The following is a 25,834-nucleotide window of genomic DNA, read 5'->3' on the forward strand; positions in this document are numbered from 1 at the left end:
CAGGCATAGGGGGTCGGGGTGGGCGGGCCGTACCGGTCAGCCCGGCGTGGCAAGGAGGCGTGCGGCGGGGACGGGCCGGGCGCCGCCGGCAGGAGCAAGCCGGAGCCGCCCCACGCGTTCGCCAAGAATGCGCCGGGCTTCACCGCCCAGGAGGTCGTCGCTGATGAGTTCGTCGGCATCCTCGAGGCTCGCAATCGTGCTGATACCCAGGGTGCCCCACTTCGTGTGGTCGGCGAGCACCACCACCCGGCGGGCCGCACTGACGAAAGCCCTGTCCGTCTCTGCCTCCAGGACGTTTGGTGTGGTGAACCCGGCATCGGCGTCGACCCCGTGGACGCCGAGGAACAGCACATCCAGGTGCAGCTGCCTGAGTGAGGAGGTGGCCAGCGGCCCGACGAGCGCATCCGAAGGGGTCCGCTCGCCGCCGGTCAGGATCACAGTGGACGCAGAGGAATTCTGGTGGAAAACGTCGGCGATCCGCACCGAGTTGGTGACCACCGTGATCCGGGGACCGGGGGACAACAGCTGGGCCAGCGCCCAGGTAGTGGTTCCGGCGCTGAGCCCCACGGCCATGCCTTCGCGAACCTGGGCGGCCGCCTCCTGGGCGATTGCCATTTTTTCGTCCTTGAGCTGCGTCACTTTCAGCTCAAAGCCCGGCTCGTGGGTGCTGGCCCCGCCGGGCAGCTTGGCCCCGCCATGGATCTTTTCCAGTACGCCGGCCGTGTCGAGCGCCTCGATGTCGCGCCGCACGGTCATCAGCGAGACGCCGAGCATCTTGGCGAGGTCCGTGACGCGGACAATCCGCTCACGCTGGACCTCCGCGAGAATGGCGGAATGACGGGCTGCGGCTAGCATGCGGAGTCCTTACAGGCTTGAGTGGGTTGACTTGGCGGCGGAGGGGCTGCCCTGCCGGGCGGTGGAACGGACGACGGCGACGGCCCCGGCTTCCAGCCCGAGCCCGCCGTCGAGCTCGGTGCCGGTAAGCAGGTCAACGCCTGCCAGCGGCAGCCGGACGTCCTGTGTTCCGTGGTTGATGCAGAACGTCCAGTCTGTTCCGTCTTTGCTTCGCCGGGTCACTTCGACACCGGCCGGCAGATCCGGGACAAGAGGCTGCACGGCCGCATCGGCACAGATGACGCCGAGCAGTTCGCCCAGGCCCGCCGGCGCGAGTGTTGTGGCGACGTAGTAGGCACGGCCGCTTCCGGCGAGGTTGCGGGTCACGGCGGGGGAACCGGCGGCCGGCCCCTCGTCGATGGCCGCCAGGACCTCGGCGGTGGTGGTACGCCCCAGCTCATTCCAGCAGGAGCCCGCACCGAAGCCGCTGAGCCGGACGCTTTCGCCGGCGCAAAGCGGAAAGAACTCTTCCATCCGTACCCCCAGCAGGGCACTGAACGCCCCCGGGTAACTGCCAAGCCTGATGTGGTCATTTTCGTCCACGATACCGGAGAAATACGTCACCACCAGATGGCCGCCGGCGCGGACGTAGGCTTCCAGGTTTGCCGCCCCGGCGTCGGTGACGAGGTACTGCATCGGCGCGACCACCAGGCGATAACCGGCCAGGTCCTCGGTGCTCTGCCGAAAGTCCGTGGGAACGCCGGCCCGGTAGAAGGCGTCGTGCCAGCGCCTGGTTTCCGCGATGTTCGAGGCGTCCACACTCGGGTGCGAGTCCAGTTCCGAGGCCCAGCGGGCGTCGGTGTCGTGCAGGATAGCCACATCCACCTGGCCGGAGGCGCCGGTGACAACCGAACCGCTGAGCTCGGCCAGGCTGCGCAGCGCCTGTCCCAGCTGGACGACTTCGCGCCAGACTTTGGTGTCCGTGCCGGCGTGCGGCAGCATTCCGGAGTGGAATTTTTCGGCGCCCGCGCGCGAGGCCCGCCACTGGAAAAAGAGCGCACCGTCAGCGCCGCGGGCCACGTGCTGCATGGCATTGCGGAGCATCTGGCCTGGCGCCTTGGCGATGTTGCGGGGCTGCCAGTTGACCGCCGAGGTGGAATGCTCCATCAGGAGCCACGGCTTGCCCTTGGCCCAGCCGCGGGTGAGGTCAGCCGTTGCCGCCAGCTCCTGGAAATTCCGCGGATCTTCGGCAATGAGGTAGTGGTCGTTGGAGACCACATCCGTTTCCTCGGACCAGCGCCAGTAGTCCACGGGCTGGTGCAGGCCCATGTTGAAGCCCATGAAGTTGGTGGTGACTGGATGCCCCGAGTGCGAGCGGATGATGGCCGCCTCGGCCGTGTAGCATTCGAGCAGCTCATCGGAGGAGTACCGGGCGAAGTCCAGTTGCTGGGTCGGGTTGACCCAGGTCCCGGACGTCCGGGGCGGCAGGATCTGCGCCCAGGCCGAGTAGCGCTGGGACCAGAATGAGGTTCCCCACGCGGCATTGAGGGCATCGATGCTGCTGTACCGAAGTTCGAGCCAGCGCCGGAAACCGGCAGCGGCACCGTCGGAGAAGTCAGGCTGGTTGTGGCAGCCGTACTCATTGTGGACGTGCCACATCACCACGGCCGGATGGTCCTTGTAGCGGAGCACGATCTGCTCGGTCAGTGCCGCGGCGGCGCGGCGGTAGTCCGGGCTTGAGGCGGCAAAAGCCTGCCGGGAACCGTAGCTGTGCCGCACGCCGTCGGCCGTCACCGGCAGTGATTGGGGATACTTGTGGCTGAACCAGGGCGGTGGGGAGGCCGTGGCGTTCGCCAGGTCAACCCGGATGCCGTTGGCATGCACCAGGTCCAGGACCCGGTCCAGCCAGCCGAATTCGTAGCTGCCCTCGGCTGGTTCGAGCAGGGACCAGCTGAAGATGCCCACGCTGACCAGGTTGACGCCGGCCTCGCGCATCAGCCGGACGTCTTCGTCCCAGGTTTCCTCGGGCCACTGCTCGGGGTTGTAATCTCCGCCAAAGGCCAGCATCGGCGACCCTTCGGAGCCGAGACGGGCGCTGATGTAGTCCATTGCGGCGTTGTGGTTGCTGCTCACATTCATCCTTTGCTGGAGCCGAGGGTCAGTCCGGCGACGAAGTGCCGCTGAAGCATGAGGTAGATGATCAGGGCCGGGATCGCCGTAATCATGGCGCCCGCGGCAATGAGGTTGTAGTTGGACAGGAACTGGCCCTGGAGGTTGTTCACGGCCGTGGTCAGCGGAAGCCGGTCCCCGCTTTGAATAAAAAGAAGAGGCCAGAAGAAGTCGTTGTAAATAAAGATCACTTCCAAGGTGCCCATGGCCGCCAGCGCCGGGCGGCACAGCGGCAGGATGATCTCCCAGTACTGGCGCCAGATGCCCGCACCGTCCACGAGGGCGGCCTCCGTCAACTCGGAGGACAGCGCCTTCATGTAGTTGGAGAGCACAAAGGTGACGAAGCCGATTTGGAAAGCGGTATCAACGGCAATGACGCTGATGTAGGTATTGAGCAGGTTGCCCGAATCGCTGATGCTGTACGGCAGTTCGAAGTGCTTGAACATTTCAAACAGGGGAGCGGCCAGCACCTGGGGCGGCAGCAGGTTCCCGGCCGTGAACATGATCAGCAGGGTGATGTTGAACTTCCAGTTCACCCGGCTGACGGCGAAAGCCATCATGGAGGCGAAGAAGAGGATCAGCAGGACCGAGGGGACCGTGATCAGGACGGAGTTCCATGCGTACTGGGCGAAACCGGCCTGCGTCCATGCCTGCACGAAGTTGTCGAAACTGAAGGAGCCACCGAGGCTGAAGTAGCCGTATTTGTCGGTGTCTGCCTTCGGCCGCAGTGCCGTGAAGAGGGTCCACACCAGCGGAATCAGCCACATAATGGCCATAACGCTCAGGAAAATGTGGGTTCCGTAGTGCCGCTTCGCGGATGTTCGTTTTCCGGCGGCGCGCCCTGCCGCGCGGTTCGCGGCCGTGGGCTGGAGTTTCCTGCCGCCCACGTCGGGACGGGAGGGATTGGAGATGCTCATGCCTCTTTGTCCTTTCCGAATGCGCGGGAGAGGTAGAAGGTGATGGGAACCAGCGAGATAACCAGCAAGATGACTGCCAGGGCTGAGCCGACGCCGATCACTTGGCCTTCGCCGACGAGGTTCTGGACCACGAGGGCGCTGATCAGCTCCAGGCCGTTGGTGCCGCGGTTAATGACGTAGACGATGTCGAAGGCCCGCAGGGACTCGATGACTGTAATGACGATGATGATGACGTTGACCGGGCGCATGGCCGGGAAGATCACCCGGAAAAAGGTCTGCACGGCGTTGGCGCCGTCGATCTGGGCGGCCTCACGCAGGGTTGGGTCAACGCCCTTGAGCCCCGCCAAGTACAGGATCATCACGTAACCGGCGTGCCGCCAGGTGGCGGCCACCAGGGCAGCCCAGATGTTGACGCTCGAATCGCCGAACCAGTCGACTGCCTGCGGCGTTCCTGCGGTTCCGAGCAGGAAGTTCAACAGGCCGGTATCCCGGTTGTAGAACAACTGCCAGATGACGCCGATCAGTGCCAGTGAGAGCATCACGGGAGTGAAGAAGATGCTCTGGTAGATCTTGGTGCCGCGGATGTTCTGGTCCAGCAGGATCGCGAGCAGCAGCCCCAGTGGTGTGGCGATCAGCGCCAGAAAGATCAGCCACAGCACATTGTGCTGCACCGCGGGCCAGAACGGCGGGTAGTTCTGGGCGATGAATTCATAGTTGTCCACCCCGGCGGGTTTGATGTCCTCCAGGGTCAGGCCGTTCCATCGGGTGAAGGACAACGCGGCGGAGAGCAGCGTTGGAATCCAGACAAGGACCAGCTGAATCAAAGTCGGCAGGCCCACCATAAAGGCCAGGACCCACTTGTCGCTGCGGGACAGCCGGCGGACCCGCCGCACCGGGGCAGCGCCGGAGCGCCGCGCCGGGGCGGGGTTTGTGTTGGTTGATGTACTCACTAAGACGATTCCTCGATCTGGCTTGGCCGGGGCTACTGGGCGGCGTACAGCGACTTGGCCTGGGCTTCCAGGTTTTTCACGTCCACGCTGCCGTCCTTGATGAAGGACTGCAGGGCCGGGATCATGACGTTGTTGGCCATCGCGGGAAGGGCGTCGCGGTCGAAGAACTGGCTGATGCTCTTGGCGTTGGAGATGACGTCGGCCATCTTCTTGTTCAGCGGCGAGAACCCGGATGTGTCGGTGCCTTTGGCGGCTGCAATATTGGCGGAGTCGACGGAGGCGTACACGTCCTGTCCCTCCGGGGTACCGAGGTAGGCCATGAAGTCCCGTGCCGCCTGGTTCTGGCCGCCCTTCTTGGACAGCAGCAGGCCGTCGATGGGGGCCTCGACGGCGTCACGGCCTTCTATCGCGATCTCCGGGAATGGGAAGAAGTCGATGTCGTCGGCGACAGTTTTGTCCGTGTACTGCTGGGTCAGGAACGATCCCAGCAGGTACATCCCGGATTTCTTATCGCCAAGGTTCTTGGCGGAGTCTTGCCATGTCATTCCCAAGGCATTGGGATTCTGGTAGGGCAGCAGGGCCTTCCAGGTGTCGAACACGTCGCTGACTTTCTTCTGGTCCCAGGATTCCTTGTGCGCCGTGAGATCCATGTGGAACTGGTAGCCGTTGAGGCGCATGTTCAGGTAATCGAAGGTGCCCATCGCCGGCCAGCCGTCTTTGTCTGCAAATTCGATCGGGATCAGCCCGTCGCCTTGCATCTTTTTCGCCAGCGCTGTCAGCTGATCGAACGTTTCCGGGACTTCGTAGCCTTTCTCGGTCCAGAGGCTCTTGCGGTAAAAGAAGCCCCACGGGTAGTTGTAGTTCGGGATGAAGTACATCTTGCCGTCATTGCCGGTTGAGGCCTTTTTCATGGCGTCGGAGTAGTTGGCGCCCACCTTTTCCCAGACGTCATCAATCGGGGCCAGCAGCCCCTTATCGGCGTAATACTGCATCCTGTATCCGGCAAACCAGGTGAAGGTGTCGTCCGGGCTTCCCTGCAGGTAGGTGTTGATTTTGTTCTGAAAGTCGTTGTGCGGAACAACGTTGGTGCTCACGGCGATGCCGGTCTTTTTTGTGAAAGCATCCGTCACGGCCTGATAGGCGGCCTTGGGAACTTCGTCAGAAGAGCCCGAACCAAAGGAGAGCGAGGAGCTGCCACTGCCTCCGGCGTTGGGGGCCGTGCCGCCGGTGCACGCCGTGAGCAGCGGAATCCCGGCCATGGCCACGGCCCCGGCGCCGAAGGTCTTCAGCAAGGTCCGCCGGTCCCAGCCGCCTTGGCTTGAAGCCCGGCGCAGTGCGTCTTCGTGCATGGTCATGATTTCTCCTTTGAAATGACACAAGGTGTGATTCGCTTCACATCACTATCTATCATAAACGCACAATAAGCAACGTCAAGGGAAAAAAGAGAACATTTAAAGTCATGTCATCAGGCTGGCGGGACGGACGCCGGGGGCCAGGCCGGGCCGCCGGACGCCGGGCAACCGCGGATGCAGCTGGGGGATCGGCGTTCCCCTGCTTAGCTGGACACCGTCCACGGGATCCGCTCCGGGTTAGTCCTCGGATGGGCAGGCTCTGCCGGCATTGGAGATCAGGCCCCCGAACGGAGGCGCACACTCACTAGGGTCAACTGTGATGGTCCCCTTCGAATCCGAGCTGGAGTCACGAATCTGTCGGAACCGTCTGAATGGGACCTTATCCGGACTGCTGCGAGGACAATTCCGTCATCCCCGAGCAGGTGCCGTCGGCGGGCATCATTCGACAACGCTGGCGTTCTTTGCTGGTGACGGTAGTGGGTGGCTTGTGCAAAAGTGAAATATCCGACGCTAAGGTTTTGCCGGGCGTCGGAGTGGTCTGTATTTGCCGGGTTTGAGGTGGTTGGCGCGGGGCCAGGTGTAGTCGCCGGTCAGGTTGATGTGTTCCCAGCCCAAGGGTGAGAGGAACCGCAGGAGGTCGGGGTCGATGTCGCCGCCGTTGCTGGTCAGGGTGGTGATGGTGCGGTTGAGGTAGACCGTATTCCAGAGAACGATGGCTGCGGTGAGGAGATTCAGTCCGCTGGCGCGGTAGCGCTGTTGTTCGAAGGAGCGGTCGCGGATCTCGCCGAGCCGGTTGAAGAAGACGGCGCGGGCGAGGGTGTTCCGGGCCTCGCCCTTGTTCAGGCTGGCGGTGACTTTGCGGCGCAGGCTGGGGTCCTGGAGCCAGTCGAGCAGGACGAGGGTGCGTTCCATTTTGCCCAGTTCCCTTAGTGCGAGGGCGAGCCTGTTTTGGCGGGGGTCATCGACCGGCACGGGGGACCTGAGCCGGTCGTCCAGTCTCGACGGGCCCCGCGGGATGTGGTCCTTGACACATAACTGCTTTTGTCTCATCATTAGACAGAAGGTGCTGCAGCGGCGCGCACCTGATTGGAGCAGTCAATGAACCAGAACTACTTGCACCCCCCGCAGAGCCAGCCTTCACGACGAAGCCTCCTCCTCGCGGGACTCGGAACCGCCATGTCCCTGCCCTTCCTCTCCGCCTGTGCCGGCTTCGATACCAGCGGCGCGGCCGCCGGTGAGGGCACCGTCGGATTCCTCTCGACCCAGTTCACGCCCGTCGAGGAAAAACAGCGCTACGAAGCTGTTCTCAAGAAATTTCTCAAGGTCCCCGTGGCCTACAACCCGGTCGACGCCGGGGTCTTCGCCTCGACCGTTCGGTCCCAGGTTGATTCGGGCAACGTCAGCCTCTCCCTCCTGGGCGGCCTGCACGGTGACCTGGCCCCGCTCGCCGACTCGCTCGAGGACGTCGATCCCCTGATCCGCGACCTGGCCGGGCGCGGCTTCGGCAAGGACATCCTCGAACTGACGAAAGTCGGCGGCACCACCTCCAAATACGTTCCCTGGATGCAGGCAACGTATGTGGTGGCCGTCAACAAAAAAGCCCTCGAATGGCTGCCCAGCGGCGTGGACGTCAACGACCTCAGCTATGAGGACTTCCTGGCCTGGGCCAAGGCAGCCAAGCAGGGTGCCGGCCGTCCGGTGTTCGGTATGCCAGCCGGCCCCAAGGGCCTGCACCACCGCTTCTACCAGGGGTTCCTGCTCCCCAGCTTCACCGGCGGCCAGATCACCACGTTCCGGAACCCTGACGCCGTCACGGCCTGGAACTACATGCGCGAGCTGTGGGACAACATGGCCCCGGCATCCACCAACTACGACGCGATGCAGGAACCCCTGGCCCGCGGCGAAGTGCTTGTGGCCTGGGACCACGTCGCCCGGCTCGTGGGCGCGCCGGCCGACAAGCCGGATGACTGGCTGATGGTTCCGGCCCCGCGGGGACCGCAGGGCCGCGGCTACATGCTGATCGTCGCTGGCGTCGCGCTGCCCAAGGGCGGGCGCGAACGTGAGCGGGCCGAACAGGCCGTCCGCGGACTCTCCGAACCTGTCACGCAGATTGAAACCCTGCGCAGCAACGCGTTCTTCCCCGTGGTCCAGACAGAACTGCCCACCGACCTCAGGGGCGCCGTCGCCCTCGAAGCGGCTGCCGTCCGCCTCCAGCAGCGATCGCCCGGGGCCCTCCTGGCCCTGCCGCCCGTCGGGCTCGGGTCCAAGGACGGGGAAGTCTCCCAGATCTTCAAGAACTGTTTCCAGGAGATCTGCCTCAACGGCTCCCCTGTCCAGTCCACCCTGGACCGCCAGGCCGCCCAGCTCAACACCATCCTCAACGCGCTGGATGTGCCCTGCTGGGCTCCCGATCCCGTTTCACCCGGTACGAAATGCGAGGTAGCGTAGTGACCGTCCAGTCCCCGCCGGTCAGTCCGGCTTCAGTCTCAGCCCCGCCACGGCCCCGCCGTGTGCCGCCGGCCATCTGGCTGATCGGCCCGTCCATTGTTTTTATGACGCTGCTGCTCGGCTGGCCGCTTATCCAGGGCGTCCTGCAGGCCTTCCAGAACGAGCAGGGATTCACCCTCCAGTACGTGAACCGGATGGTCGAGGATCCGTACTTCTGGCCCGCAGTGCGGAACACGGTCCTGCTGATTGCGGTCATGATCCCGCTCCAATTCGGAATTGCCATCGCCATGGCCCTGCTTCTGCGGTCCAACCCGCGGCTGAACAAGCTGCACTTCTTTGTCTGGGCCATTCCGTTGGCGCTCAGTGACCTGGCCGCCGGCCTGGTGTGGCTGTCCATCTTCAACGACCGCGGCTACCTGAACTCTTTCCTGCAGGGAATCGGCATCGAAGGCATTTCCTGGCTCGCCTACGACAACCAGGCGACACTCTTTCTCTGCGTCCTCATTGCCGAAGTCTGGCGCTCCACCTCACTGGTCCTGGTGATTGTCGTCTCCGGCATGCAGGGCATCCCGAAGGACTACGACGAGGCCGCCCAGGTCTTCGGCGCCACCTTCTGGCAGCGCCTGCGTCACGTGACTCTCCCGCTCCTGAAGCCCAGCCTGCAGGTGGCGCTGATTCTCCGCACCATCCTGGCGTTCCAGACGTTCGCCGTCGCCCAGGCACTCACGGGGCAGAACTTCCCCCTCGTCGTCGGCGAAACCTACCGCTGGTACACGGCCCTGCAGAACCCGAATGTCGCCGCGGCGTTGGCGCTGGTCATCCTCGTCGCGTCGATGCTGACCTCCATCTTCTACCTGCGGGCACTCCGCGAGAAAGGGCAGGGAGGCACACGATGAGCACCCCCACCGTAGACACAGCACCCCTCCAGCGGCAGCGCCGGCACCGGGTTTACCTGCAGATCGCCTGCGTCACCATCTCACTGTTTATGCTGGTCCCGATCTACCTGATCTCGCTGGCGGCACTCTCGACGCGCGAATCCCTCAACGAGTTCCCGCTGAGCCTGCTGCCCACCAGCATCTCCTTTGACACCCTCAACGCGTTCCTGTCCTCCACCGGAATCTTCGGTGCTCTGGGCAACTCCGTCATCGTCGGCGTGGGCACCCTGCTCTTCTCATCGCTCATCGGCGTCCCGGGCGGGTATGCCCTGGCCCGGTTCGCGTTTCCCGGCAAAGAGCCCTACCAGCTGTTCCTGCTGTTCACCCGCGCCCTGCCGATCGTGGTCCTCTCAGTTCCCCTCGCGAAGCTGTTCCTGACCACCGGCATCTATGACACGACCTACGGCGTCATCCTGCTCCACACCTCGCTGGCCCTGCCCACCACCATCCTGATCTCGGCCAGCGTGTTCCTCAGCGTCCCGGTCGATGTGGAAGAGGCCGCGCGCATCTTCGGCTGCAGCCCGTTCGGTGCCTTCGCCCGGGTGGTGATGCCGATGGCACTGCCCGGACTGGCGGCGGCATCGATCTTCACCTTCGTGATGTCCTGGAACGAAGTGCTGGGTGCCTCCATCCTGACACTGGACCACCGCACGCTACCGGCCCAGGTTCTGACATCGCTGTCGGATTCACCCCTGGCCTACCGTTTCGCCGGCGGCTTCGCGCTCGTCATCCCCTCGATCATTTTCATCGCCTTCATGCGGCGGTATCTGACCAACATGTGGGGCTCCACGATCCGCTGATGCTCCGTCCTCCCCCAACACTTCCCGGAAACACCTTAGAAGGAGCCGATCATGGCTGATATCTCCATCTCCAACCTCGTCAAGACCTACCCCGGCGGCACCGACCGCGCCACGGACGATGTCTCCCTGGACATCAAGGACGGCGACTTCACCGTCCTGCTGGGCCCCTCCGGCTGCGGCAAGACCACCCTGCTGCGGATGCTGGCCGGACTGGAACTCCCGGACTCCGGCTCGATCTCGGTCGGTGGCCGCGACGTCACCTACCTGCCGCCGAACAAGCGCAACATGTCCATGGTGTTCCAGTCCTACGCCGTGTTCCCGCACCGCAAGGTCCGGTACAACATCGGCTTCGGTCTGCAGATGGCCAAGGTCGACGCCAAGGAAATCGAGCGCAAGGTCCAGTGGGCCGCCGAGCTGCTGCAGCTCACCCCGTACCTGGACCGGCTTCCAGCCCAGCTCTCCGGCGGCCAGCGCCAGCGCGTCGCGGTGGCCCGGGCCATTGTGATGGATGCCGACGTCCTCTTGATGGATGAGCCGCTCTCCAACCTGGACGCCCTGCTCCGCCTGACGTTCCGGTCCGAATTGAAGAAGATCGTCAAGGACCTCGGAACCACCACCGTCTACGTCACGCACGACCAGAGCGAGGCCTTGTCCCTGGGCGACCGGGTTGCCGTCATGCGCAAGGGCCGCATCGCCCAGCTCGGTGACCCCTTGGACGTCTACGATGCCCCGGCGGACAAGTTCGTCGGCGGATTCATCGGTTCTCCGCCCATGAACTTCATCAGCGCCGCCGTCAACGGCGGCGGTGACGCGCTGCGCGTCGGCGACCAGAACCTGCACGCCCCCTCGATGCTGCGCTCCTTCGCCAACGCCGACATCGTCCTCGGCGTCCGCGCCGAAAACATCGGGGTGGCCACGGACCGGGCCTCCGGCGACGTCCCGGCCACCGTGTTGGTCGTTGAACCGATGGGCTCCTCGGTGCTCCTGACGGTCGACGTCGACGGCCAGGACATCAAGGTCCAGGCGCCGCCGACGTTCCGGACAGCGCCGCACCAGATAATCTGGCTCACCTTTTCCCCGAACACCATGCGCTTCTACGACGGCGCGACGTCCATGGCACTGGAGGCCAAGTGAACACCGCAACCCGCATCGGCGTCGAGGAACTGCGCCAGTCCGCCATTGATGTCCTGAAGCTCAACGACCTCGGCACCATGACCAGCGCCGCACCCAACCTGTACCCGCACATGTGGAGCTGGGACGCAGCCTTCGTCGCCATCGGGCTCGCCCGCTACGACGTGGCTCGGGCGATCACCGAACTCAAAACCCTGCAGGCCGCCCAGTGGTCCACCGGCATGATCCCGCACATCGTCTTCAGCGAAAACTCCGCCGGCTACTTCCCGGGCTTTGACCGCTGGGGCACCGCTTCCGCGGCGGCACGCCCCGAGGCGTTCAAGAGCAGCGGCATCTGCCAGCCTCCCGTCCACGCCATCGCCGTGCGGCACATTGTGGACCGCGGCCGGGAAAACGGCGGGGCGGACCAGGAAGCGGCCGAGGCCTTCCTGTCCGAATCCTTCGACGGCTGGCTGGCGTGGCACCGCTGGCTCGCCGAGGTCCGGGACCCGGAAGGGGTGGGCCTCATTGAGATCCACCACGGCTGGGAATCAGGGTTCGATAACTCCCCCCGCTGGGACGGCCCCTACTCCCGGATCAACCCCGGGACGGTCGAGCCGTTCACCCGGCGCGACACCCTCCACGTCGCCGATGTCAGCGAACGCCCCGATGACGCCGAGTACACCAAGTATCTGTGGCTAGTCCAGCAGATGGCATCCGTCGATTTCGACGACCGTGCCGTCCAGGACATCATCGACTTCCGGGTCAGGGACGTCTTCTTCTCCGGCATCATGGCCGCGTCCTCCGACGTCCTCGCTGACCTGGCCGACGAGATCGGCCGCCCGGAGGACGCCGCGGAGCTGCGCGGCTACGCCGTGCGGTTCCGGAACGGTGTCGCGTCCAGTATTGACCCGGAGACCGGGCTGGCCCGCGACTACGACGTCCTGGCCGGAGAGTGGATCTCGACCCAGACGGTGTCCGGCTTCGCAGCCCTCGTCGCCGGCGGCGAGCCCGCGACCATGGCCGTTCAGCGGAACCTGCTCCAGGGCCCGGACTGGATGGGATACCCGGACATGCGGTTCCCCCTGCCGCCGTCCACATCGCCGGCAAGCCCTGCCTTCCGTTCCCGGACCTACTGGCGCGGCCCCGTCTGGCCGTTCCTGAATCTGCTGCTCGGCTGGGCGGCGAAGCGCGACGGGCAGAACGAACTATACGAGACGCTCAAGTCCGCGTCCCTGCGCCAACTCGCGGACCTGAAGTTCGGTGAATACTACGAGCCCTTCACCGGCGAACCCCTGGGCAGCCTGAACCAGGCGTGGACGGCTGCCGCCGCCCTGGAATGGATCGGCGCCGCAAGATGACCGTCCTCATTGCCTGCGACAAGTTCAAGGGCTCCCTCACCGCAGCCGAGGTCTGCGACAGCCTCCGGTCCGGGCTGCTCCGGGCCCGGCCCGGGCTGGACATCGTCTCGGTCCCCATCGCCGACGGCGGCGACGGCACCGTCGCCGCTGCCGGTGCCGCCGGCTACGAGGAAATCGAGGCCAAGGTCAGCGGACCCACCGGCGCCCCCTTGACCGCAGTGTTCGCCCTCGACCGGCCCAGCGGGACCGCGGTCGTGGAGATGGCCCAGGCGTCCGGGCTGGAACGGCTGCCTGGCGGTGTCCTGGAGCCCCTGACAGCCAGCAGCTACGGCACCGGCGAACTCGTCCTCGCCGCGCTCGACGCCGGGGCCACGACCATCGTCCTCGCAGTCGGCGGCAGTGCCTGCACCGACGGCGGGGCCGGCTTCCTCCAGGCGTTGGGGATGTCCCTGCGTGCCGACGATGGCAGGGAACTTCCACCCGGGGGCGGTGCCCTGAGCGGCCTCGCCGCCGTCGACCAGTCCTCGCTGGATCCGCGTCTGTCCGGCTGTCATTTCATCCTGGCGTCCGATGTGGACAACGTCCTGGTGGGACCCCAAGGCGCGGCAGCCGTTTACGGCCCGCAGAAAGGGGCCACGGCCGCCGACGTCGCGCAGCTGGACGGCGGATTGTCCCGCTTCGCCGGGGTTCTGGGCCGGACCCCGGGCATAGCTCCGGACACCGAGCTCCGGCCGGGATCCGGCGCTGCTGGCGGACTCGGCTATGCCGCCATGGCGGTGCTAGACGCTAAGCAGCACCCCGGCGTCGAGGTGGTGATGCGGCTTTCCGGACTCGACGACATCATTACGGGATTGACCGACCGCGACCTCGTCATCACCGGCGAAGGCTCCCTCGATGTCCAGACGCTGAGCGGCAAAGCGGCAGCTGGCGTGGCGCTGGCCGCACGGGCAGCCGGCGTACCGGTGATCGCCGTCTGCGGACAACGCAAACTCACACCCGACCAACTTGAGGGCATTGGCATCGCCCAGGCGTACGCCCTGACAGACACCAGGCAGGACGTCCGCGCGTGCATCGAAGAAGCTGCGGACATCCTGCAGACCACAACCAAGAGGATCGCGGAGGACTGGCTATGACCGACACACACCAAGGGACCATCATCGGACTCGACATCGGCGGTACCAAGACCCGCGGCATCCGGATCGTCGACGGCGCCGTCACCGATGACCGGTCCACGGGCAGCGCCAACGTTCAGAACGTCACGCTGGAGGAAGCGGCCCGGCGGCTTGGCGAACTCCTCTCAGGCCTCGGAGCGGCCGACGCCGACGCCGTCTTCGTCGGGGCCGGCGGCATCGACACCGAAGCCGACGCCGAGCAACTCCGCCGACTCATCGCCCCCCACGCCCCGCGCGCCGACGTCACCGTCATCCACGACACCCGGCTCATCCTCGCGGCCGGCGGCACGGACACCGGGATCGCCATCATTTCCGGAACCGGCTCCGCTGCGTGGGGAACCAACGCCGCCGGGCAGACCGGACGCGCCGGCGGCTGGGGCTACCTCCTCGGGGATGAAGGCAGCGGCTACTGGTTCGGCCGCGAAGCGGTGCGGCACAGCCTTGACCGCACCAACCGCGGACAGGACATCGATCCGCTCACCCGTGAGCTGCTCGATTACTGTGGTCTCGCCTCCCCGGAGCAACTGATCAGCCTGTTCCACGGCACCGCCGGACGCCACTACTGGGCCGACGCCTCGCGCTTGGTCTTCGACGCCGCCAACGCCGGCCACGGCCCCAGCCTCGCCATCATCGACGCCGGGGCCCGGCACTTGGCTGAACAGGCGGCCGCCGTGGCCGCCCGGATCGGCATCACCGGTCCCGTCGTGCTCGGCGGCGGCCTGGTGACCAACCAGCCGACCTTCCAGCAAAGCATCACGAGGCACCTTGAGGACCGGGGACTCACCGACATCCGGGTGCTGGCGCAGGAGCCCGTCTTCGGAGTCCTGCAGCTCGCCCGGGACAGGGCCATGGCGTGACCGAGGCCGCCGCGGTCCCGCGGTGCAGCGGGAGAACAACAGGACGGCCGGTAGGATGATCAGCCGGACAGGAGGACCAATGACAATCGAACGAGTACCCGCCAGGCTCAGCGGCGCGACCTCGCACGGCCATCTGTTGGACCTGATCCGGGCCACCGGCGGTATGTCGCGCCAGCAGCTCTTGGCCAGCACCGGCATGTCCCGCGCCACCCTTTATGAGCGGCTGGAGACGCTGCTGCGCCGGAATCTGATCTACGAGGCCGAGAGCATGGAAGCAACCGGGGGCCGGCGCTCCCGCAAAATCCGCTTCGAGGACCGCGGCCGTGTGGTCCTGTCCTTCGCGCTGGGCCAAACCCACGCGACCGTCGCGGTATCCGACACCAACGGCCGGCAGCTCAGGTCACGCTCGGTGGAGCACCGGATCAACGCACCCGAAGACACCGTCCTTCAGCCGCTCATCCGGATCGGCACCGAACTCCTCGACGCCGGCACCGGGGAAACCCTGATCGGTATCGGAGTGAGCGTGCCGGCTCCCGTGGACGCCGGCACCGGATATGTCGTCCACCCGACCACGATCCCCGAGTGGGAACCGGATGCCGTGGTGACCTCCGTATCCAGCCAGTGGCAGGTTCCCATTGTGGTCGAAAACGACGCCCGGGCCGGTGCCCTGGGCGAATGCACCACCGAGAACGAGACCACCGTCTACGTCAAAGTCGCCACCGGCATCGGCTGCGGAATCGTCGTCGACGGGACCATTCTTCGCGGCGCTCACGGCGCCGCCGGGGACATCGGCCATATCCACGTCGCCTCCGACGGGCCGCTGTGCCGGTGCGGACGCCGCGGCTGCCTGGCCACCTTCAGCTCCGGCAGCTCGCTCATCGACCGGCTCAACAGTCAGGGCATGACGAGCCTGGACGAAATCGCCCGTGCGGCCGAACAGGGCCAGCCCGACGTCGAAGCACAGCTGCTCTCCGCAGCAGAGGTTCTCGGCGGCGCCTTGGCAGCGACTGTCACGACAGTCAACCCGAACAGGCTGGTGCTCGGCGGCACAATCGGTACCATTCCGTACTTCGCAGAGCGGGTCCGCTCCAGAGTGCTCAAGGACGTCGTTGAACGTATCGCAGAAGGCCTGTTGGTCGTCGCTGGGGCGACCGGCGATCACGCCGCGGTAGATGGACTCACCCGACTCGTGATGCGGAAAGTCTTCGCGCCCGACGCCATCGACTTGTTAATTGTCGATTACCCGATCAACTAGCAGGCAACAACAAGCCACGATCCTAGGCACCTCTGGCCTATCGCGTGCAGTCCAAAGTCATGAAATAGGACATCTCGTTCCGGGCTGCTCCCACGGAACTGATCCCAGGCCATCAGCCCCCTCCTGACCAACCGGAGACCTGACCGCGACGGCTTTCACGGACTACGCCTCACAGCGAAACGCCCACAAAAAAGCCCTCCCCAGCACGCGGGGAACCCTGCCCACCGGTTCCTGCCGAGCCGAGTCAGACCAACTCACCGCCGGATGACACCAAGATTGCCCCCTCTCCTCAGCCCACCCAACCAACCTGGGCCAGCCCATAGCCCGGGGCGACTCCATGAAAGGTATACCCCGTGTTTCTTCCAATCACCAACGAGCCCCGGAACTATGAGTGGGGCTCGTTGACGGCAATCAGCGGATTGCTGGGCCGTCAGGCATCCGGCAGTCCCGAGGCGGAACTATGGCTGGGAGACCATCCAGGATCTCCTGCACAGATACTTGACCAGGACCTTGCCAATGGCGCCACGACCCTCGATCACTGGATCGCCGCAGACCCGGTCACTGCGCTTGGCACTGACAGCGGGGAGGCACGGCTGGGCTTCCTCCTGAAAATCCTGGCCGCCGATGCACCCTTGTCCCTCCAAGCCCACCCGACGCGGGAGCAAGCCGTGACCGGGTTCGCCCGCGAGAACGCTGCCGGCATACCGCTTGACGCGGCACACCGAAACTACAAGGACGTCCAGCATAAGCCCGAAGTGATCTACGCCCTCAGCGAGACGTTCGAAGCTCTCGCGTCACCCTCAGGCGCGGTGAGGCGCTGTATCTGCCGGCCGGCAACATCCATGCCTACCTGCAAGGGGTCGCAGTTGAAGTGACGGCCGCCTCTGACAACGTGCTCCGCGGCGGATTGACACCCAAACACATAGACATCCCGGAACTCCTGGATGTGCTCACATGCGACCCGATGCCAATTCCCTACCTGACGCCGCCGACCGCATCCGACGGAACCGAGTCGTTCGAGCCGGATATCACCGATTTCCGCCAGATCCGCATATCCACGGGCACTCAATCTGCTCTCAAGCTTGAAGGACCTGCCATCGTCGGGTGCATCAAGGGTAAAACAAAGTTCCGCGGTGACAAGTCACTCTCCACCCTGGCACAGGGAGATTTCCTTTTCGTGACACCCGACGAATCGCAGCTGACAGTCGCCCCCGGCGGGGAGATTTACGTTGCAACAAAGGCGCTCTCCAGCCCACAAATATCCTCAAGCCGTTGGTATTGACCAAACCTGAGCTAGGGATCTCGTGGCAGCTCGTCGTTTGAAGAGGGGCACCAAAATGCCAGGCCCGCCAGGCCAGTGTTCCCTGTGGAATTAATCCTGCGCTAACGCCGGCGACGTCTGCTGCCCGCGGCCGGGCCATCAAAGCTGTGTGGTCATCGATGCTCCGGCAAAGATCAAACCATTTCGGTTTGGGCATGCGCGTCCGGTGGTGGTCCTCCCTGCAGGACCCTGGAAGCAGGGACCGGGATCCACGGTCTAGCCCGAATTTTTCATGATGGTCGGGTTGGGGTTCAGGGCCGAGGCTAATTTCAGGTCCGGCTGTTTTTGCTGTTTTGGACGTGCGGATGGGGCCTGTTGTCGCTGGTTGGGCGTCGGGTTCCACGTATTCCGATGGGTCGTGCTGGTCGTTGTTGGGGCTGGCCGTCCGGTGTTCAGGCCAGCAGGACCCGGTGTCGGCGGCTGTTTTTAGCTCGGCGATGCCGGCCAGGAGGGTGGTGATCGTGCCGGTTTCCGGTGCTTTGTCGGGGATCAGTAGCCTGCTCTGCCGGGCCCGGGTGATGATTTCCCGGCGGTGGCGAAGAGCCGCTAACGCCAGCGTTTGATGTCCCAGCCGCGGGCCTTGTGGCCGGTTGGCAGCGCGGTGAGTTGGAGCCAGGAGACCAGGTTCATGGCCAGGGCGGCGATGGTGGCCCAGGCCTGGTTGGCGGGGAAATCGAAGAACGGCAGCTTCCCGAGTCCGGTGTTCTTCAGGGTTTTGATCCGGTTCTCACACCGTCCCCGGGCCCGGTGCAGGGCATCCAGGGTGGGTCCGTGCCAGCGCGGTGAGATTGTCAGGAAAGCGGTGATCCGGTGTCCGTCTGCATCGAGCAAGGTCGACTGCGCCCCGGGGTGGAGAGGTTCGGCCCGCAGATACAGGTTTGTCCCCGCCGGGTAGTCGGTGAGCCCGAGGATCTCGGTGGCGTTGATAACCCATGCGTCGGCGCGTTCCTTCCCGTTCTGGTCCAAGGCCGGCTGCCAGTACTTTTTGTCGTTGATCCTACCGACCATAGGGGCTTTGAGCACCGGTACCGGGTAGGACGCCGTGAACTGCACGCCCAGTGATGCGAGGTAATGCAGGAATTTCCGGGACGCCCCGGCGCTGTCGGTACGCACCAGCACCTTCTCCCCGATGAGCTCTCCGTGCTCGTCGTAGAAATCGTCGGGGAGCTGTTCGATGGCCTAGGTGAATACCTTGATGTGGTCCTCTGCGCTGTTGGCCCCGGCATTGCCCGGACGCATCACCGCGGCCAGGATCTCCCCGGTCCCGTTGCCCGCCCCGTAATCGACGCTGGCAATGAAAGGGGCGAAGCCATAACCGCCCTTGTAGGTGCCGTGCGCCTGGTCCTTGTCACTGTGGGAGCTCACGAGCGTGGCGTCCAGGTCGATGATGAGCGGGTCCAGGGCCGTGGCCTTCAACGCCGGGTTCCGGTCCCCGGCAGCTTCCCACGCCCGGGAGCTCAGTTCCCGCGTCAGCGTGGCGAAACCGTAGGTGAAGACCTCCGGGTTGGTCACGGTCCGCTCAAAGAACCGCGAGATTGTCGCGTTCGAGGCGACCTTTCCGAAGACGCCGGTTCCGGTGCGCAGGATGTCCAGATCGGAGACGTGTTCCCCGCCGCCGGCGAGCATGACTGCCAACGAGCCCAGGATCGTGCCGGGCCGATGCCGGGCCCCGGAGGGGACGAACTGGCCCAAACGGTCCTCGCACAAGCCCCGGAACCCAAGGGCGTCAACAAAGGAAGTCACCACGTTCAGCCCGGCATGGGAGACCAGCGACTGGCCCGTCGTGGCGACAGGAAGCGACGGGAAAACTCCGGTAATCTTGGACATCAGAAAGGTGCTTCTTTCAGCCGGTAGAACAGTGCGTCAACAACACTATTTTCCCAGCTCAGAAGCACCTTTCGTCGCTTAAACACACCCGACAGGCCCCACCCTCATGAAAACCCCGGGCTGGGGGGTGTCCTGGAGCGCAACGTCGATCAGGATCTCCGCCGCCGCCCGGGCCTGGCGCGCGGGCTCGGCGCTGGCGGCTATTGCCGCAGTGGTGATGGCGCCTTCAGCAAGGATGGCCAGTTGCGGGGCCAGCGATGCGGGGGCGCCGAGGTCGTCCGCCAGTTCAGCCAGATAGTCCTGGAAGTGTTTCTTCTGCTTTCTGACGATGTCGGTGATATTTCCGGAGGCACCGCCTACTTCCCCAAAGGAGTTGATAAAGGCGCACCCCCGGAATCCCTCGGAAGTGAACCAGCTGGCCAGGAAGTCGTAGACAGCCAGCAGTCGCTCGCGGGGCGCCTGGGTCGATTCAACCTGCGCCGTCACCCCGGACGTCCACATACGCTCCCAGGCGAACAGGACTTCTTCCACAATGGCTTCCTTGGACGGAAACAAGCGGTAAAGGCGCTTGAGCGGGACGCCCGATTCGGTCCGGAGTTCGTCCATTCCCACGGCAGTAAAGCCCCGGGCATAAAAAAGCACTGCGGCGGCGGCAATTACTTTCTCCCGGGATGCGTCATCGTCCGGTCGTTCCGCAGCCCGCTGGGCGGGCCGCCCGCGTTCTGTTGTGGTCATCGCAACTACCTCCTCGGGCGCGCCGCTTGCCTAGATAACGATCGTTCTCTATGGTAAACCCTATGACGTGAGAACGAGCGTTCTTCATCGGTCCGGAGCATTCCGGGCCGGGCTTGTTGTGACTGTCAGTGCCGAGAGCAGGGCGTTATGGCCAGCGGTCTGCGCGTACCCCTCATCCCGCTCGTCGTTGCCGGGCCGATACCTGAAGGCGCCATGAATCTTTTAGAGCAAGATGTATCTTCGAGGCCCGAACAGGCCCGGGACTTCCTTGTCAGTCTGCTCCTGCGCACGGCCCAGGGCGATCACCTGGCATTCAGCGAGTTCTACGGTCAAACCGCCCGCAAGGTCTCGGGACTGGTGCAGCGGGTGGTCGTCGACCGTGAGCTCAGCGAAGAGGTGGTCCAGGAGGTGTTCCTTGTGGTCTGGCAGGACGCGGCGAAGTACCAACCGGCCATGGGGACCCCGACAGCGTGGTTGATGACCATTGCGCACCGGCGGGCCGTTGACAAGGTCCGGTCCAGTCAGAGCAGCCGCAACCGCGATCACCGCTGGGCCACGAGTGCGCCCGGCGCCTACGACGTGGTCCTCGAGGCTGTGACGGAGAAGATGGACGCCCGGTTCCTCATCGCGTCGCTGGCCTGCCTCTCAGCCCTTCAGCGTGAATCGATCGTCCTCGCCTACTTCGGAGCGCTCAGCTACCGGGAAATCGCTGAGGAGCTGAAGGTGCCCCTTTCCACCATCAAGTCCAGGATCAGGGACGGCCTGAACCGGCTCAGGACGCAGCTCGAACCCGCCTAGCGGCGCAGCTCGCGAAACCTGTTTCCTCGCGTGCCGGACGGGCCCAGGTGGCATAACAATCGGCCCTCCGGCGGGTCTGAGTCATTTTCCGTCGGATGTCCTGCGTTTGCGGAAGGTCCCTGCAATGGAGAGCTTGCCCGAGTACTGGATGGATCCGTAGCGGAACAAGTGGACCGCAAGGCGGAGGATGAGGAAGCCGGTGATGTAGAGCTCGGCAATAACGATCACGGATTCTGCGGGGCTGAGGGTGCCAAAAGCGTTGCGGAGCATGGCGGTGACCGGCGCTGAAAGCGGGAAGTAGGTGAAGATCTGCACGATGACCGCGCCCGGATCGGAGATGATCAGGCTGATCGCATAGAACGGGATGAAAATCAGCGCCATAAGCGGCCCGAAGATGGTGCCGGCATCCTTGGCGGTAGGCATGATCGCGCCGATCGCGACCAGGACGCCGGTAAAAACAGTGAAGCCGCCCACCAGGAGCAGTGCGCCAACAATAATGGTTCCGGGTTCAAATGAAATGCTGGACAGATCCAGGTCCGGGAGGGCAAGTTTGTCGCGGAAGAAGAGGTAGCCGGTGGCGATTGGCGTAAGGAAGACCAAAATCTGGACCAGGCCCACCATAAACAGGGCAATGACTTTGCCAATGATCAAGGTGGTGGGGTTCAGCGTTGTCAGGATCATCTCAGTGACCCGGTTCTCCTTTTCTTCCAATGTGCTGTTGAGCATCTGGTTGGAGAGCAGAATGATGGAGATGTAAAAGATCAGCAGGAACATCAGCGGCGGGATCGCGGAGCCGAAGCCGCCGGTTGGCTGGCCGTTCTTGAAGGTTTGTGTTTCGGTTTTTACATTGCCGCTGGCCGCGGCGGTTAGTTGCGGGGAGCCCACTGCCCCCTGGGCCGAGGCGGTCAGGAGCTGTTTGGCAACGGCGTCGTATTTACCGTTTTCGAAAATTCCTTGGTCGGTGCCATAGACCTTTACCGGCTCGGTGGCCGGCTGCGCAGGGTAGGCGAAGTACGCCTCCGACACCCCGCTCTTGACGTTTTGCAGGGCCTTGTCCGGGTCCGCCTCGGCCCTGCCACCCATGGCGGTGGCTATGTCCGGGGCAATGAGTCCGGAGTCGTCTGTGTAGGTGAAGGCCACGGTGGCGTTCCGCTGCGCGTCTTCGCTGGCGGCCGTGGAGGTATTGCTCAGGTAGACCAGTGCGAACACGATTGCCAGCACCACGGGGATGGCCAGGGTCGCGATCCAGAAGCCGCGCTTTTTCATGGTGCGGTTGAATTCGAAACCGACAACGGTGCCCAGGTTATGCCTGGCGAACGGCCGTTTCGGGCTGACGGGCGCCGGGGTGGTTCGCTGCTTTGGGGATTGTCCTGCCATGGGGTTCAGGCCTCCGCCATGTTGTGGTTCTCGCCGTAGACCTTAATGAAGACTTCGTCCAGCGACGTTCGCGCCGTCGTGAAGGACCGCACGGCCACACCCCGGCCGATCAGCTCGCGCAACACGGCGGCTTCGTCGCCGCCGGGGCGGGGGGAGAGTTCGGCGTCGGACCCGGTGTCGGATACGACGTCGAACAGGGCCGACGGCGGCAGGGTGCCGTTGTAGGAGAGCCGGTAATGGGTCCCGCCGAATTCGTCCTGAACTTCCGCGACGGTGCCGTAGGCGCGTGCGGTACCGTCCTTGAGCAGGATAACCCGCTGGCATAGCCGTTCGACTTCTTCCATTTGGTGGGTCACCATAATGACCGTCGCACCGGCGAGCTTCTGTTCCTCGATGATGTCCATCAGCAGGTTCCGGTTTACCGGGTCAAACCCCTTAGTCGGTTCGTCCAGGATCAGCAGCTCGGGCTGGTTCATGATTGTCACACCGAGCTGGATTTTTTGCTGCTGGCCGCCAGAGAGCTTGTCCAGCCGCATACCGGCCTTGTCGGCAAGTTCAACCCGGTCCAGGTACTCCCGGGACCAGGCCTTGGCGTGCGTTTTGTCCAGGCCTTTGAGCTGGCCAAAGTAGACCATAACGTCCATGACGGACTCTTTTTTGTACAGGCCGCGCTCTTCGGGCAGATAACCGAGCCGGGCCCCGTCTTCGGGGGTGAACGGCCTGCCACCGATGTGGAGCGTCCCCGCCGTCGGCTGGTAAATCCCCAGCAGGGCCCGCAAGGTGGTGGTCTTACCGGATCCGTTGCTGCCCAGGAAGCCAAAAGTTTCCCCGGCGCGGACATCGAAGGAGAGGTCTTTGATGACCGTAGTGTCCCCGAAATCCATCCTAAAATCTTTGATGTGTACCAGCGGCTCGGTGGCCGTGTCCCCCAGCGTCATGCACACCACTCTAACCGGCCAGATGCCCGGGCTGATTAGCGACGCGGGGCCTAATTGCCGAGTGGCAAACCGGCGAATCGGCCAGCGCGATCCGCGCCGGCTGGTTAATCGAGGGGGCTGGAACCTACCTTCACCTTGCGGTGCGGTGCGGTGCGGTGCGGTGCGCTGCCTCGCCCTTCCCTGATGCTTGCCGCCTTTGGGTGAGGTAGCCATGGACCTCACCCAAGTGACAGATGAAGGGGAAGCCGAAATGGGTTCCCCTTCATCTTGATTTGTCGACTTGCGTGCGTTCAACCTGAGAAACCCCACTGCTGGCGGCCCGGAAGCATCGCCCTAACGGCTATCGCTCATTCTCGCTGCTTCCATGTTCATTGATGTGATGAGTTGTTGATCTGAAATTTCTCCTCGGAGCGCCTGCGTCACCCACGGCGAGACGGTGTCCTGGAAAGCGACATACGCGGGCAGCCGTGGACGCATGTAGGCGCCTTCCATCGTTGATTTCGTTCCTTTGAAGAAGTCCAGTGTCTGCGAATTTAATTCTTCGTTGTCCCACGCGGAGGAATTCCCGGGTTGACCACCTGACCGGAAGTAGACTCCGTTCTGGGTATCGGCGGACGATACCCAGAACGCAAAGGCACGAGCCTCGTCCGCATAGCTGCTGTACGCTGAAACGGCGATGCCCGCGCCACCAAGGAGTGAACCCCGGACACCTTCGCGACCTGCAGGAATGTCCGAGTATGCGAGCCGTACTTCCCGGTATCCCCGACGGGAGTAGTTTGTATACCCAAATGCCAGCGGCGAATAGCACCATTCATCGCTCCGGCACATCGCCTCTGCGACATCTATTGGATTGGCCTCGAAACAAAATTCCGGAACGAGGGCCGCGAGTTCGTGCATACGATCCAGCGCTTCGAATCCGTCGTCCGGACGAAGAAAGGTTCCAGGTGTAGCAAACGCAGGAGCGCCGTTGTTGGCGGCGATGGTGATAAGGCTTGAATACGAGTCAATGGGCTTTGCCGCCCACAGGACCTTCCCCTGTTTTGCCAACCTCATCACGGCTTCCCAATCATCAGGGGCATCCCTGAGGAGATCGGGTCGACGAACTGCCACTTGTGTTGCGGCATCACTTGCAAGTCCATACTGATGGCCTCCGTACTCATAACTTGAGTGGGAGGCCCCCGCTGACTGGGCGGCAAGCCTTGAAAGCTCCTCATCGAATCCCGCCCCGTCCAAACGGGCAAGTGCCCCTTGACTGGCTGCCAATGGAATATGTGGGTGATCGATGACCAACAGATCAAAGTGTCGTGAAAGTTCCTCCAGCGGCGCATCGGCGAATGACTGGAGGGACCGATATTGCCAGTCAACAACAACGCCCGCTGTTTTCGCGTACATCTCGGACGCGCTGACCATGCAATCGTATCCTCGGGCATGTTCCCAGGTCATTCCCCGAAGCCGCGTGGTCATAGGACTCCCCCCTTGAGCGTTTCATTGTGCTGGCCCAACTTCGGAGCCGGCCTATTACAGTTAATAATCTGACCGTCGACGCGGATTGGACTCCGTGTGGTCAGCAGAGAGAAGTCTTCTCCGCTCTGTGTGACTGATGCCTTACGCGAGACCTGCTGCGTCATGTTGATGGCTGCAAACCCGTCGTGGGCGACCAGCTCTTCGAGCGTCAGAACTGGAGCGCACCAGACATCCGCAGCATCAAGCAACTCAAGCCAGTGGTCGGTTGATTCATGAAGGAACGTGGCGGCGAGGATCTTAGCGATCTCGGGTTCCTGCTGCCACGCAGCCGCAGCATCGGTCAGCTCTTCAAGTGCCGTCACGTTTAGGAGGGCGCCCAGTTTTGCTATCGGATTCATGGCAAGCGCGATGAATCCATCTTTCGTGGGGTACGTGCCATAGGGTGCAGCCAAGAAAGCGTTCGCTGAATTCTTGCCTCTGCGCTCGACGGTGACAGTGGAATCGTTTAAATGAGTGCTCAGCAACTCGAACTGCAAGTCCAAGAGACCTTCGAGCAGGCTCGTTTCGACGTGGCCGCCTCTGCCGGTCCGTTCCCGACGAAGAAGTAGCGCGGTCACCCCTTGGGCGATATGACAGCTCATGAGGTGGTCGGCTATGGAGATCCCGACGGGCACGGGTCCATCCTCGGAGCTCCCGCTAAGCCAAGGAATACCGGAGATGGACTGCGCGAGCAGATCCTGTCCGGGGCGGTCCTTCCACGGTCCGTGATTTCCGTAGCCAGTCGCACTTGCGTAGACAATACGGGGATTCAGCTCGCTGACGGACTCGTAGTCGAGGCCGATTCGCTCCATGACACCTGGGCGGAAGTTCTGGATAATGACGTCCGCCTGAGTAATCAGTTTCCGAACAACCGCCAAGTCGGTCGAATCTTTCAAATCAGCTGTATAGCTTTCCTTGTTGCGGTTCATTGCATGGAATGACACCGTGTCTCCGTCTGCTGTCCGTCCGGCAAATGCCAGCGTGCGGCCGATGTCTCCTGTTTCGGGCCGTTCGATTTTTATAACCCTTGCGCCTAGGTCGGCCAGGCGGAGGGCCGCAACAGGGCCAGCAAGAAATTGACTGAAATCAAGCACAACAATTCCTTCCAGCGGAAGGTCAAGTGTTTCACGCAAAATAGCTCCAATTCATCTTCTTCGAATACCTTCGGGTTAATG

The 25,834-nt window shown here is 63.7% G+C and carries 21 protein-coding genes and 2 pseudogenes; 11 read left to right on the forward strand and 12 right to left on the reverse strand.

Annotated features, from left to right (window positions below):
• Positions 1 to 36: 36 nt before the first annotated feature.
• The 6 genes and pseudogenes from QI450_RS16745 to QI450_RS16770 all read right to left on the reverse strand — a co-directional run.
• A complete protein-coding gene (locus tag QI450_RS16745) occupies positions 37 to 855 on the reverse strand; it encodes a DeoR/GlpR family DNA-binding transcription regulator (RefSeq protein WP_253031583.1) in 819 nt (272 codons plus the stop codon).
• 9 nt (positions 856 to 864) lie between these two features.
• Positions 865 to 2,973 carry a beta-galactosidase gene (locus QI450_RS16750; RefSeq protein WP_226773454.1) on the reverse strand — a complete coding sequence of 703 codons (2,109 nt, stop codon included), beginning with the start codon at positions 2,971 to 2,973 and terminating at the stop codon, positions 865 to 867.
• Positions 2,970 to 3,920, reverse strand: coding sequence for a carbohydrate ABC transporter permease (locus QI450_RS16755; RefSeq protein ID WP_226773455.1), 951 nt, complete (start codon positions 3,918 to 3,920; stop codon positions 2,970 to 2,972). Before QI450_RS16755 ends, QI450_RS16750 begins: the two co-directional genes overlap by 4 nt.
• Positions 3,917 to 4,813 carry a sugar ABC transporter permease gene (locus QI450_RS16760; protein ID WP_226773515.1) on the reverse strand — a complete coding sequence of 299 codons (897 nt, stop codon included), beginning with the start codon at positions 4,811 to 4,813 and terminating at the stop codon, positions 3,917 to 3,919. The genes QI450_RS16755 and QI450_RS16760 overlap by 4 nt, the downstream gene beginning before the upstream one ends.
• Positions 4,814 to 4,902: 89 nt before the next feature.
• Positions 4,903 to 6,225, reverse strand: coding sequence for an extracellular solute-binding protein (locus QI450_RS16765; RefSeq protein ID WP_226773456.1), 1,323 nt, complete (start codon positions 6,223 to 6,225; stop codon positions 4,903 to 4,905).
• Positions 6,226 to 6,732: 507 nt separating this feature from the next.
• Positions 6,733 to 7,179: pseudogene (locus tag QI450_RS16770) on the reverse strand (Tn3 family transposase); the annotation flags it as partial.
• A 141-nt stretch (positions 7,180 to 7,320) separates the two neighbouring features.
• On the opposite strand from QI450_RS16770, the gene QI450_RS16775 reads away from it, so the two are divergent.
• The 10 genes from QI450_RS16775 (at position 7,321) to QI450_RS18145 (ending at position 17,442) form a co-directional block, all read left to right on the forward strand.
• The gene (locus QI450_RS16775; RefSeq protein ID WP_226773457.1) at positions 7,321 to 8,670 is read left to right on the forward strand and encodes an ABC transporter substrate-binding protein; all 1,350 of its coding nucleotides are present in this window, start codon (positions 7,321 to 7,323) and stop codon (positions 8,668 to 8,670) included.
• Positions 8,670 to 9,566: a sugar ABC transporter permease gene (locus QI450_RS16780; RefSeq protein WP_226773458.1), complete on the forward strand. Its 897-nt coding sequence runs from the start codon at positions 8,670 to 8,672 to the stop codon at positions 9,564 to 9,566. The genes QI450_RS16775 and QI450_RS16780 overlap by 1 nt, the downstream gene beginning before the upstream one ends.
• Complete coding sequence (locus QI450_RS16785; protein ID WP_226773459.1) at positions 9,563 to 10,405, forward strand: carbohydrate ABC transporter permease; 843 nt, start codon at positions 9,563 to 9,565, stop codon at positions 10,403 to 10,405. The genes QI450_RS16780 and QI450_RS16785 overlap by 4 nt, the downstream gene beginning before the upstream one ends.
• Positions 10,406 to 10,456: 51 nt before the next feature.
• Positions 10,457 to 11,539 carry an ABC transporter ATP-binding protein gene (locus QI450_RS16790; protein ID WP_226773460.1) on the forward strand — a complete coding sequence of 361 codons (1,083 nt, stop codon included), beginning with the start codon at positions 10,457 to 10,459 and terminating at the stop codon, positions 11,537 to 11,539.
• Positions 11,536 to 12,876, forward strand: a complete 1,341-nt coding sequence (locus tag QI450_RS16795; protein WP_226773461.1) for a glycogen debranching protein — start codon at positions 11,536 to 11,538, stop codon at positions 12,874 to 12,876. Before QI450_RS16790 ends, QI450_RS16795 begins: the two co-directional genes overlap by 4 nt.
• Positions 12,873 to 14,009 (forward strand): glycerate kinase, encoded by a 1,137-nt coding sequence (locus QI450_RS16800; RefSeq protein ID WP_226773462.1) that lies wholly within the window; start codon positions 12,873 to 12,875, stop codon positions 14,007 to 14,009. The genes QI450_RS16795 and QI450_RS16800 overlap by 4 nt, the downstream gene beginning before the upstream one ends.
• Positions 14,006 to 14,905 (forward strand): BadF/BadG/BcrA/BcrD ATPase family protein, encoded by a 900-nt coding sequence (locus QI450_RS16805; protein ID WP_226773463.1) that lies wholly within the window; start codon positions 14,006 to 14,008, stop codon positions 14,903 to 14,905. The genes QI450_RS16800 and QI450_RS16805 overlap by 4 nt, the downstream gene beginning before the upstream one ends.
• A gap of 79 nt (positions 14,906 to 14,984) precedes the next feature.
• Positions 14,985 to 16,160, forward strand: a complete 1,176-nt coding sequence (locus QI450_RS16810) for an ROK family protein (RefSeq protein ID WP_226773464.1) — start codon at positions 14,985 to 14,987, stop codon at positions 16,158 to 16,160.
• A 353-nt stretch (positions 16,161 to 16,513) separates the two neighbouring features.
• Positions 16,514 to 17,035, forward strand: coding sequence for a type I phosphomannose isomerase catalytic subunit (locus tag QI450_RS18140; RefSeq protein WP_309485666.1), 522 nt, complete (start codon positions 16,514 to 16,516; stop codon positions 17,033 to 17,035).
• A complete protein-coding gene (locus QI450_RS18145) occupies positions 17,032 to 17,442 on the forward strand; it encodes a hypothetical protein (RefSeq protein ID WP_309485667.1) in 411 nt (136 codons plus the stop codon). The genes QI450_RS18140 and QI450_RS18145 overlap by 4 nt, the downstream gene beginning before the upstream one ends.
• A 508-nt stretch (positions 17,443 to 17,950) precedes the next feature.
• On the opposite strand, the pseudogene QI450_RS16820 reads toward QI450_RS18145, so the two are convergent.
• Positions 17,951 to 19,308: pseudogene (locus QI450_RS16820) on the reverse strand (IS1380 family transposase); the annotation flags it as partial.
• Positions 19,309 to 19,386: 78 nt separating this feature from the next.
• Complete coding sequence (locus tag QI450_RS16825) at positions 19,387 to 20,043, reverse strand: TetR/AcrR family transcriptional regulator (RefSeq protein WP_226773465.1); 657 nt, start codon at positions 20,041 to 20,043, stop codon at positions 19,387 to 19,389.
• 213 nt (positions 20,044 to 20,256) lie between these two features.
• On the opposite strand from QI450_RS16825, the gene QI450_RS16830 reads away from it, so the two are divergent.
• Positions 20,257 to 20,841: a sigma-70 family RNA polymerase sigma factor gene (locus QI450_RS16830; RefSeq protein WP_226773466.1), complete on the forward strand. Its 585-nt coding sequence runs from the start codon at positions 20,257 to 20,259 to the stop codon at positions 20,839 to 20,841.
• A gap of 81 nt (positions 20,842 to 20,922) precedes the next feature.
• Here QI450_RS16830 and QI450_RS16835 read toward each other — a convergent pair whose 3' ends face one another.
• From QI450_RS16835 to QI450_RS16850, 4 genes are all read right to left on the reverse strand, one after another.
• The gene (locus QI450_RS16835) at positions 20,923 to 22,218 is read right to left on the reverse strand and encodes an ABC transporter permease (protein WP_226773467.1); all 1,296 of its coding nucleotides are present in this window, start codon (positions 22,216 to 22,218) and stop codon (positions 20,923 to 20,925) included.
• 5 nt (positions 22,219 to 22,223) lie between these two features.
• Complete coding sequence (locus tag QI450_RS16840) at positions 22,224 to 23,156, reverse strand: ATP-binding cassette domain-containing protein (RefSeq protein WP_226773468.1); 933 nt, start codon at positions 23,154 to 23,156, stop codon at positions 22,224 to 22,226.
• A 333-nt stretch (positions 23,157 to 23,489) separates the two neighbouring features.
• On the reverse strand, positions 23,490 to 24,566 hold the full coding sequence (locus QI450_RS16845) for an extracellular solute-binding protein (RefSeq protein ID WP_226773469.1): 1,077 nt from the start codon (positions 24,564 to 24,566) through the stop codon (positions 23,490 to 23,492).
• A gap of 50 nt (positions 24,567 to 24,616) precedes the next feature.
• Positions 24,617 to 25,792 (reverse strand): CaiB/BaiF CoA-transferase family protein, encoded by a 1,176-nt coding sequence (locus QI450_RS16850; protein ID WP_226773470.1) that lies wholly within the window; start codon positions 25,790 to 25,792, stop codon positions 24,617 to 24,619.
• Positions 25,793 to 25,834: the final 42 nt, after the last annotated feature.

Source organism: Arthrobacter sp. EM1 (genome assembly GCF_029964055.1).
Taxonomy (GTDB): domain Bacteria; phylum Actinomycetota; class Actinomycetes; order Actinomycetales; family Micrococcaceae; genus Arthrobacter.

Bases quoted from the DNA above. Each gene is read 5' to 3' on its own strand.
- QI450_RS16745 (WP_253031583.1), bottom strand. From the start codon at position 855: ATGCTAGCCGCAGCCCGTCATTCCGCCATTCTCGCGGAGGTCCAGCGT.
- QI450_RS16750 (WP_226773454.1), bottom strand. From the start codon at position 2,973: ATGAATGTGAGCAGCAACCACAACGCCGCAATGGACTACATCAGCGCC.
- QI450_RS16755 (WP_226773455.1), bottom strand. From the start codon at position 3,920: ATGAGCATCTCCAATCCCTCCCGTCCCGACGTGGGCGGCAGGAAACTC.
- QI450_RS16765 (WP_226773456.1), bottom strand. From the start codon at position 6,225: ATGACCATGCACGAAGACGCACTGCGCCGGGCTTCAAGCCAAGGCGGC.
- QI450_RS16775 (WP_226773457.1), top strand. From the start codon at position 7,321: ATGAACCAGAACTACTTGCACCCCCCGCAGAGCCAGCCTTCACGACGA.
- QI450_RS16785 (WP_226773459.1), top strand. From the start codon at position 9,563: ATGAGCACCCCCACCGTAGACACAGCACCCCTCCAGCGGCAGCGCCGG.
- QI450_RS16790 (WP_226773460.1), top strand. From the start codon at position 10,457: ATGGCTGATATCTCCATCTCCAACCTCGTCAAGACCTACCCCGGCGGC.
- QI450_RS16800 (WP_226773462.1), top strand. From the start codon at position 12,873: ATGACCGTCCTCATTGCCTGCGACAAGTTCAAGGGCTCCCTCACCGCA.
- QI450_RS16805 (WP_226773463.1), top strand. From the start codon at position 14,006: ATGACCGACACACACCAAGGGACCATCATCGGACTCGACATCGGCGGT.
- QI450_RS16810 (WP_226773464.1), top strand. From the start codon at position 14,985: ATGACAATCGAACGAGTACCCGCCAGGCTCAGCGGCGCGACCTCGCAC.
- QI450_RS16825 (WP_226773465.1), bottom strand. From the start codon at position 20,043: ATGACCACAACAGAACGCGGGCGGCCCGCCCAGCGGGCTGCGGAACGA.
- QI450_RS16830 (WP_226773466.1), top strand. From the start codon at position 20,257: ATGAATCTTTTAGAGCAAGATGTATCTTCGAGGCCCGAACAGGCCCGG.
- QI450_RS16835 (WP_226773467.1), bottom strand. From the start codon at position 22,218: ATGGCAGGACAATCCCCAAAGCAGCGAACCACCCCGGCGCCCGTCAGC.
- QI450_RS16840 (WP_226773468.1), bottom strand. From the start codon at position 23,156: ATGACGCTGGGGGACACGGCCACCGAGCCGCTGGTACACATCAAAGAT.
- QI450_RS16845 (WP_226773469.1), bottom strand. From the start codon at position 24,566: ATGGTCAGCGCGTCCGAGATGTACGCGAAAACAGCGGGCGTTGTTGTT.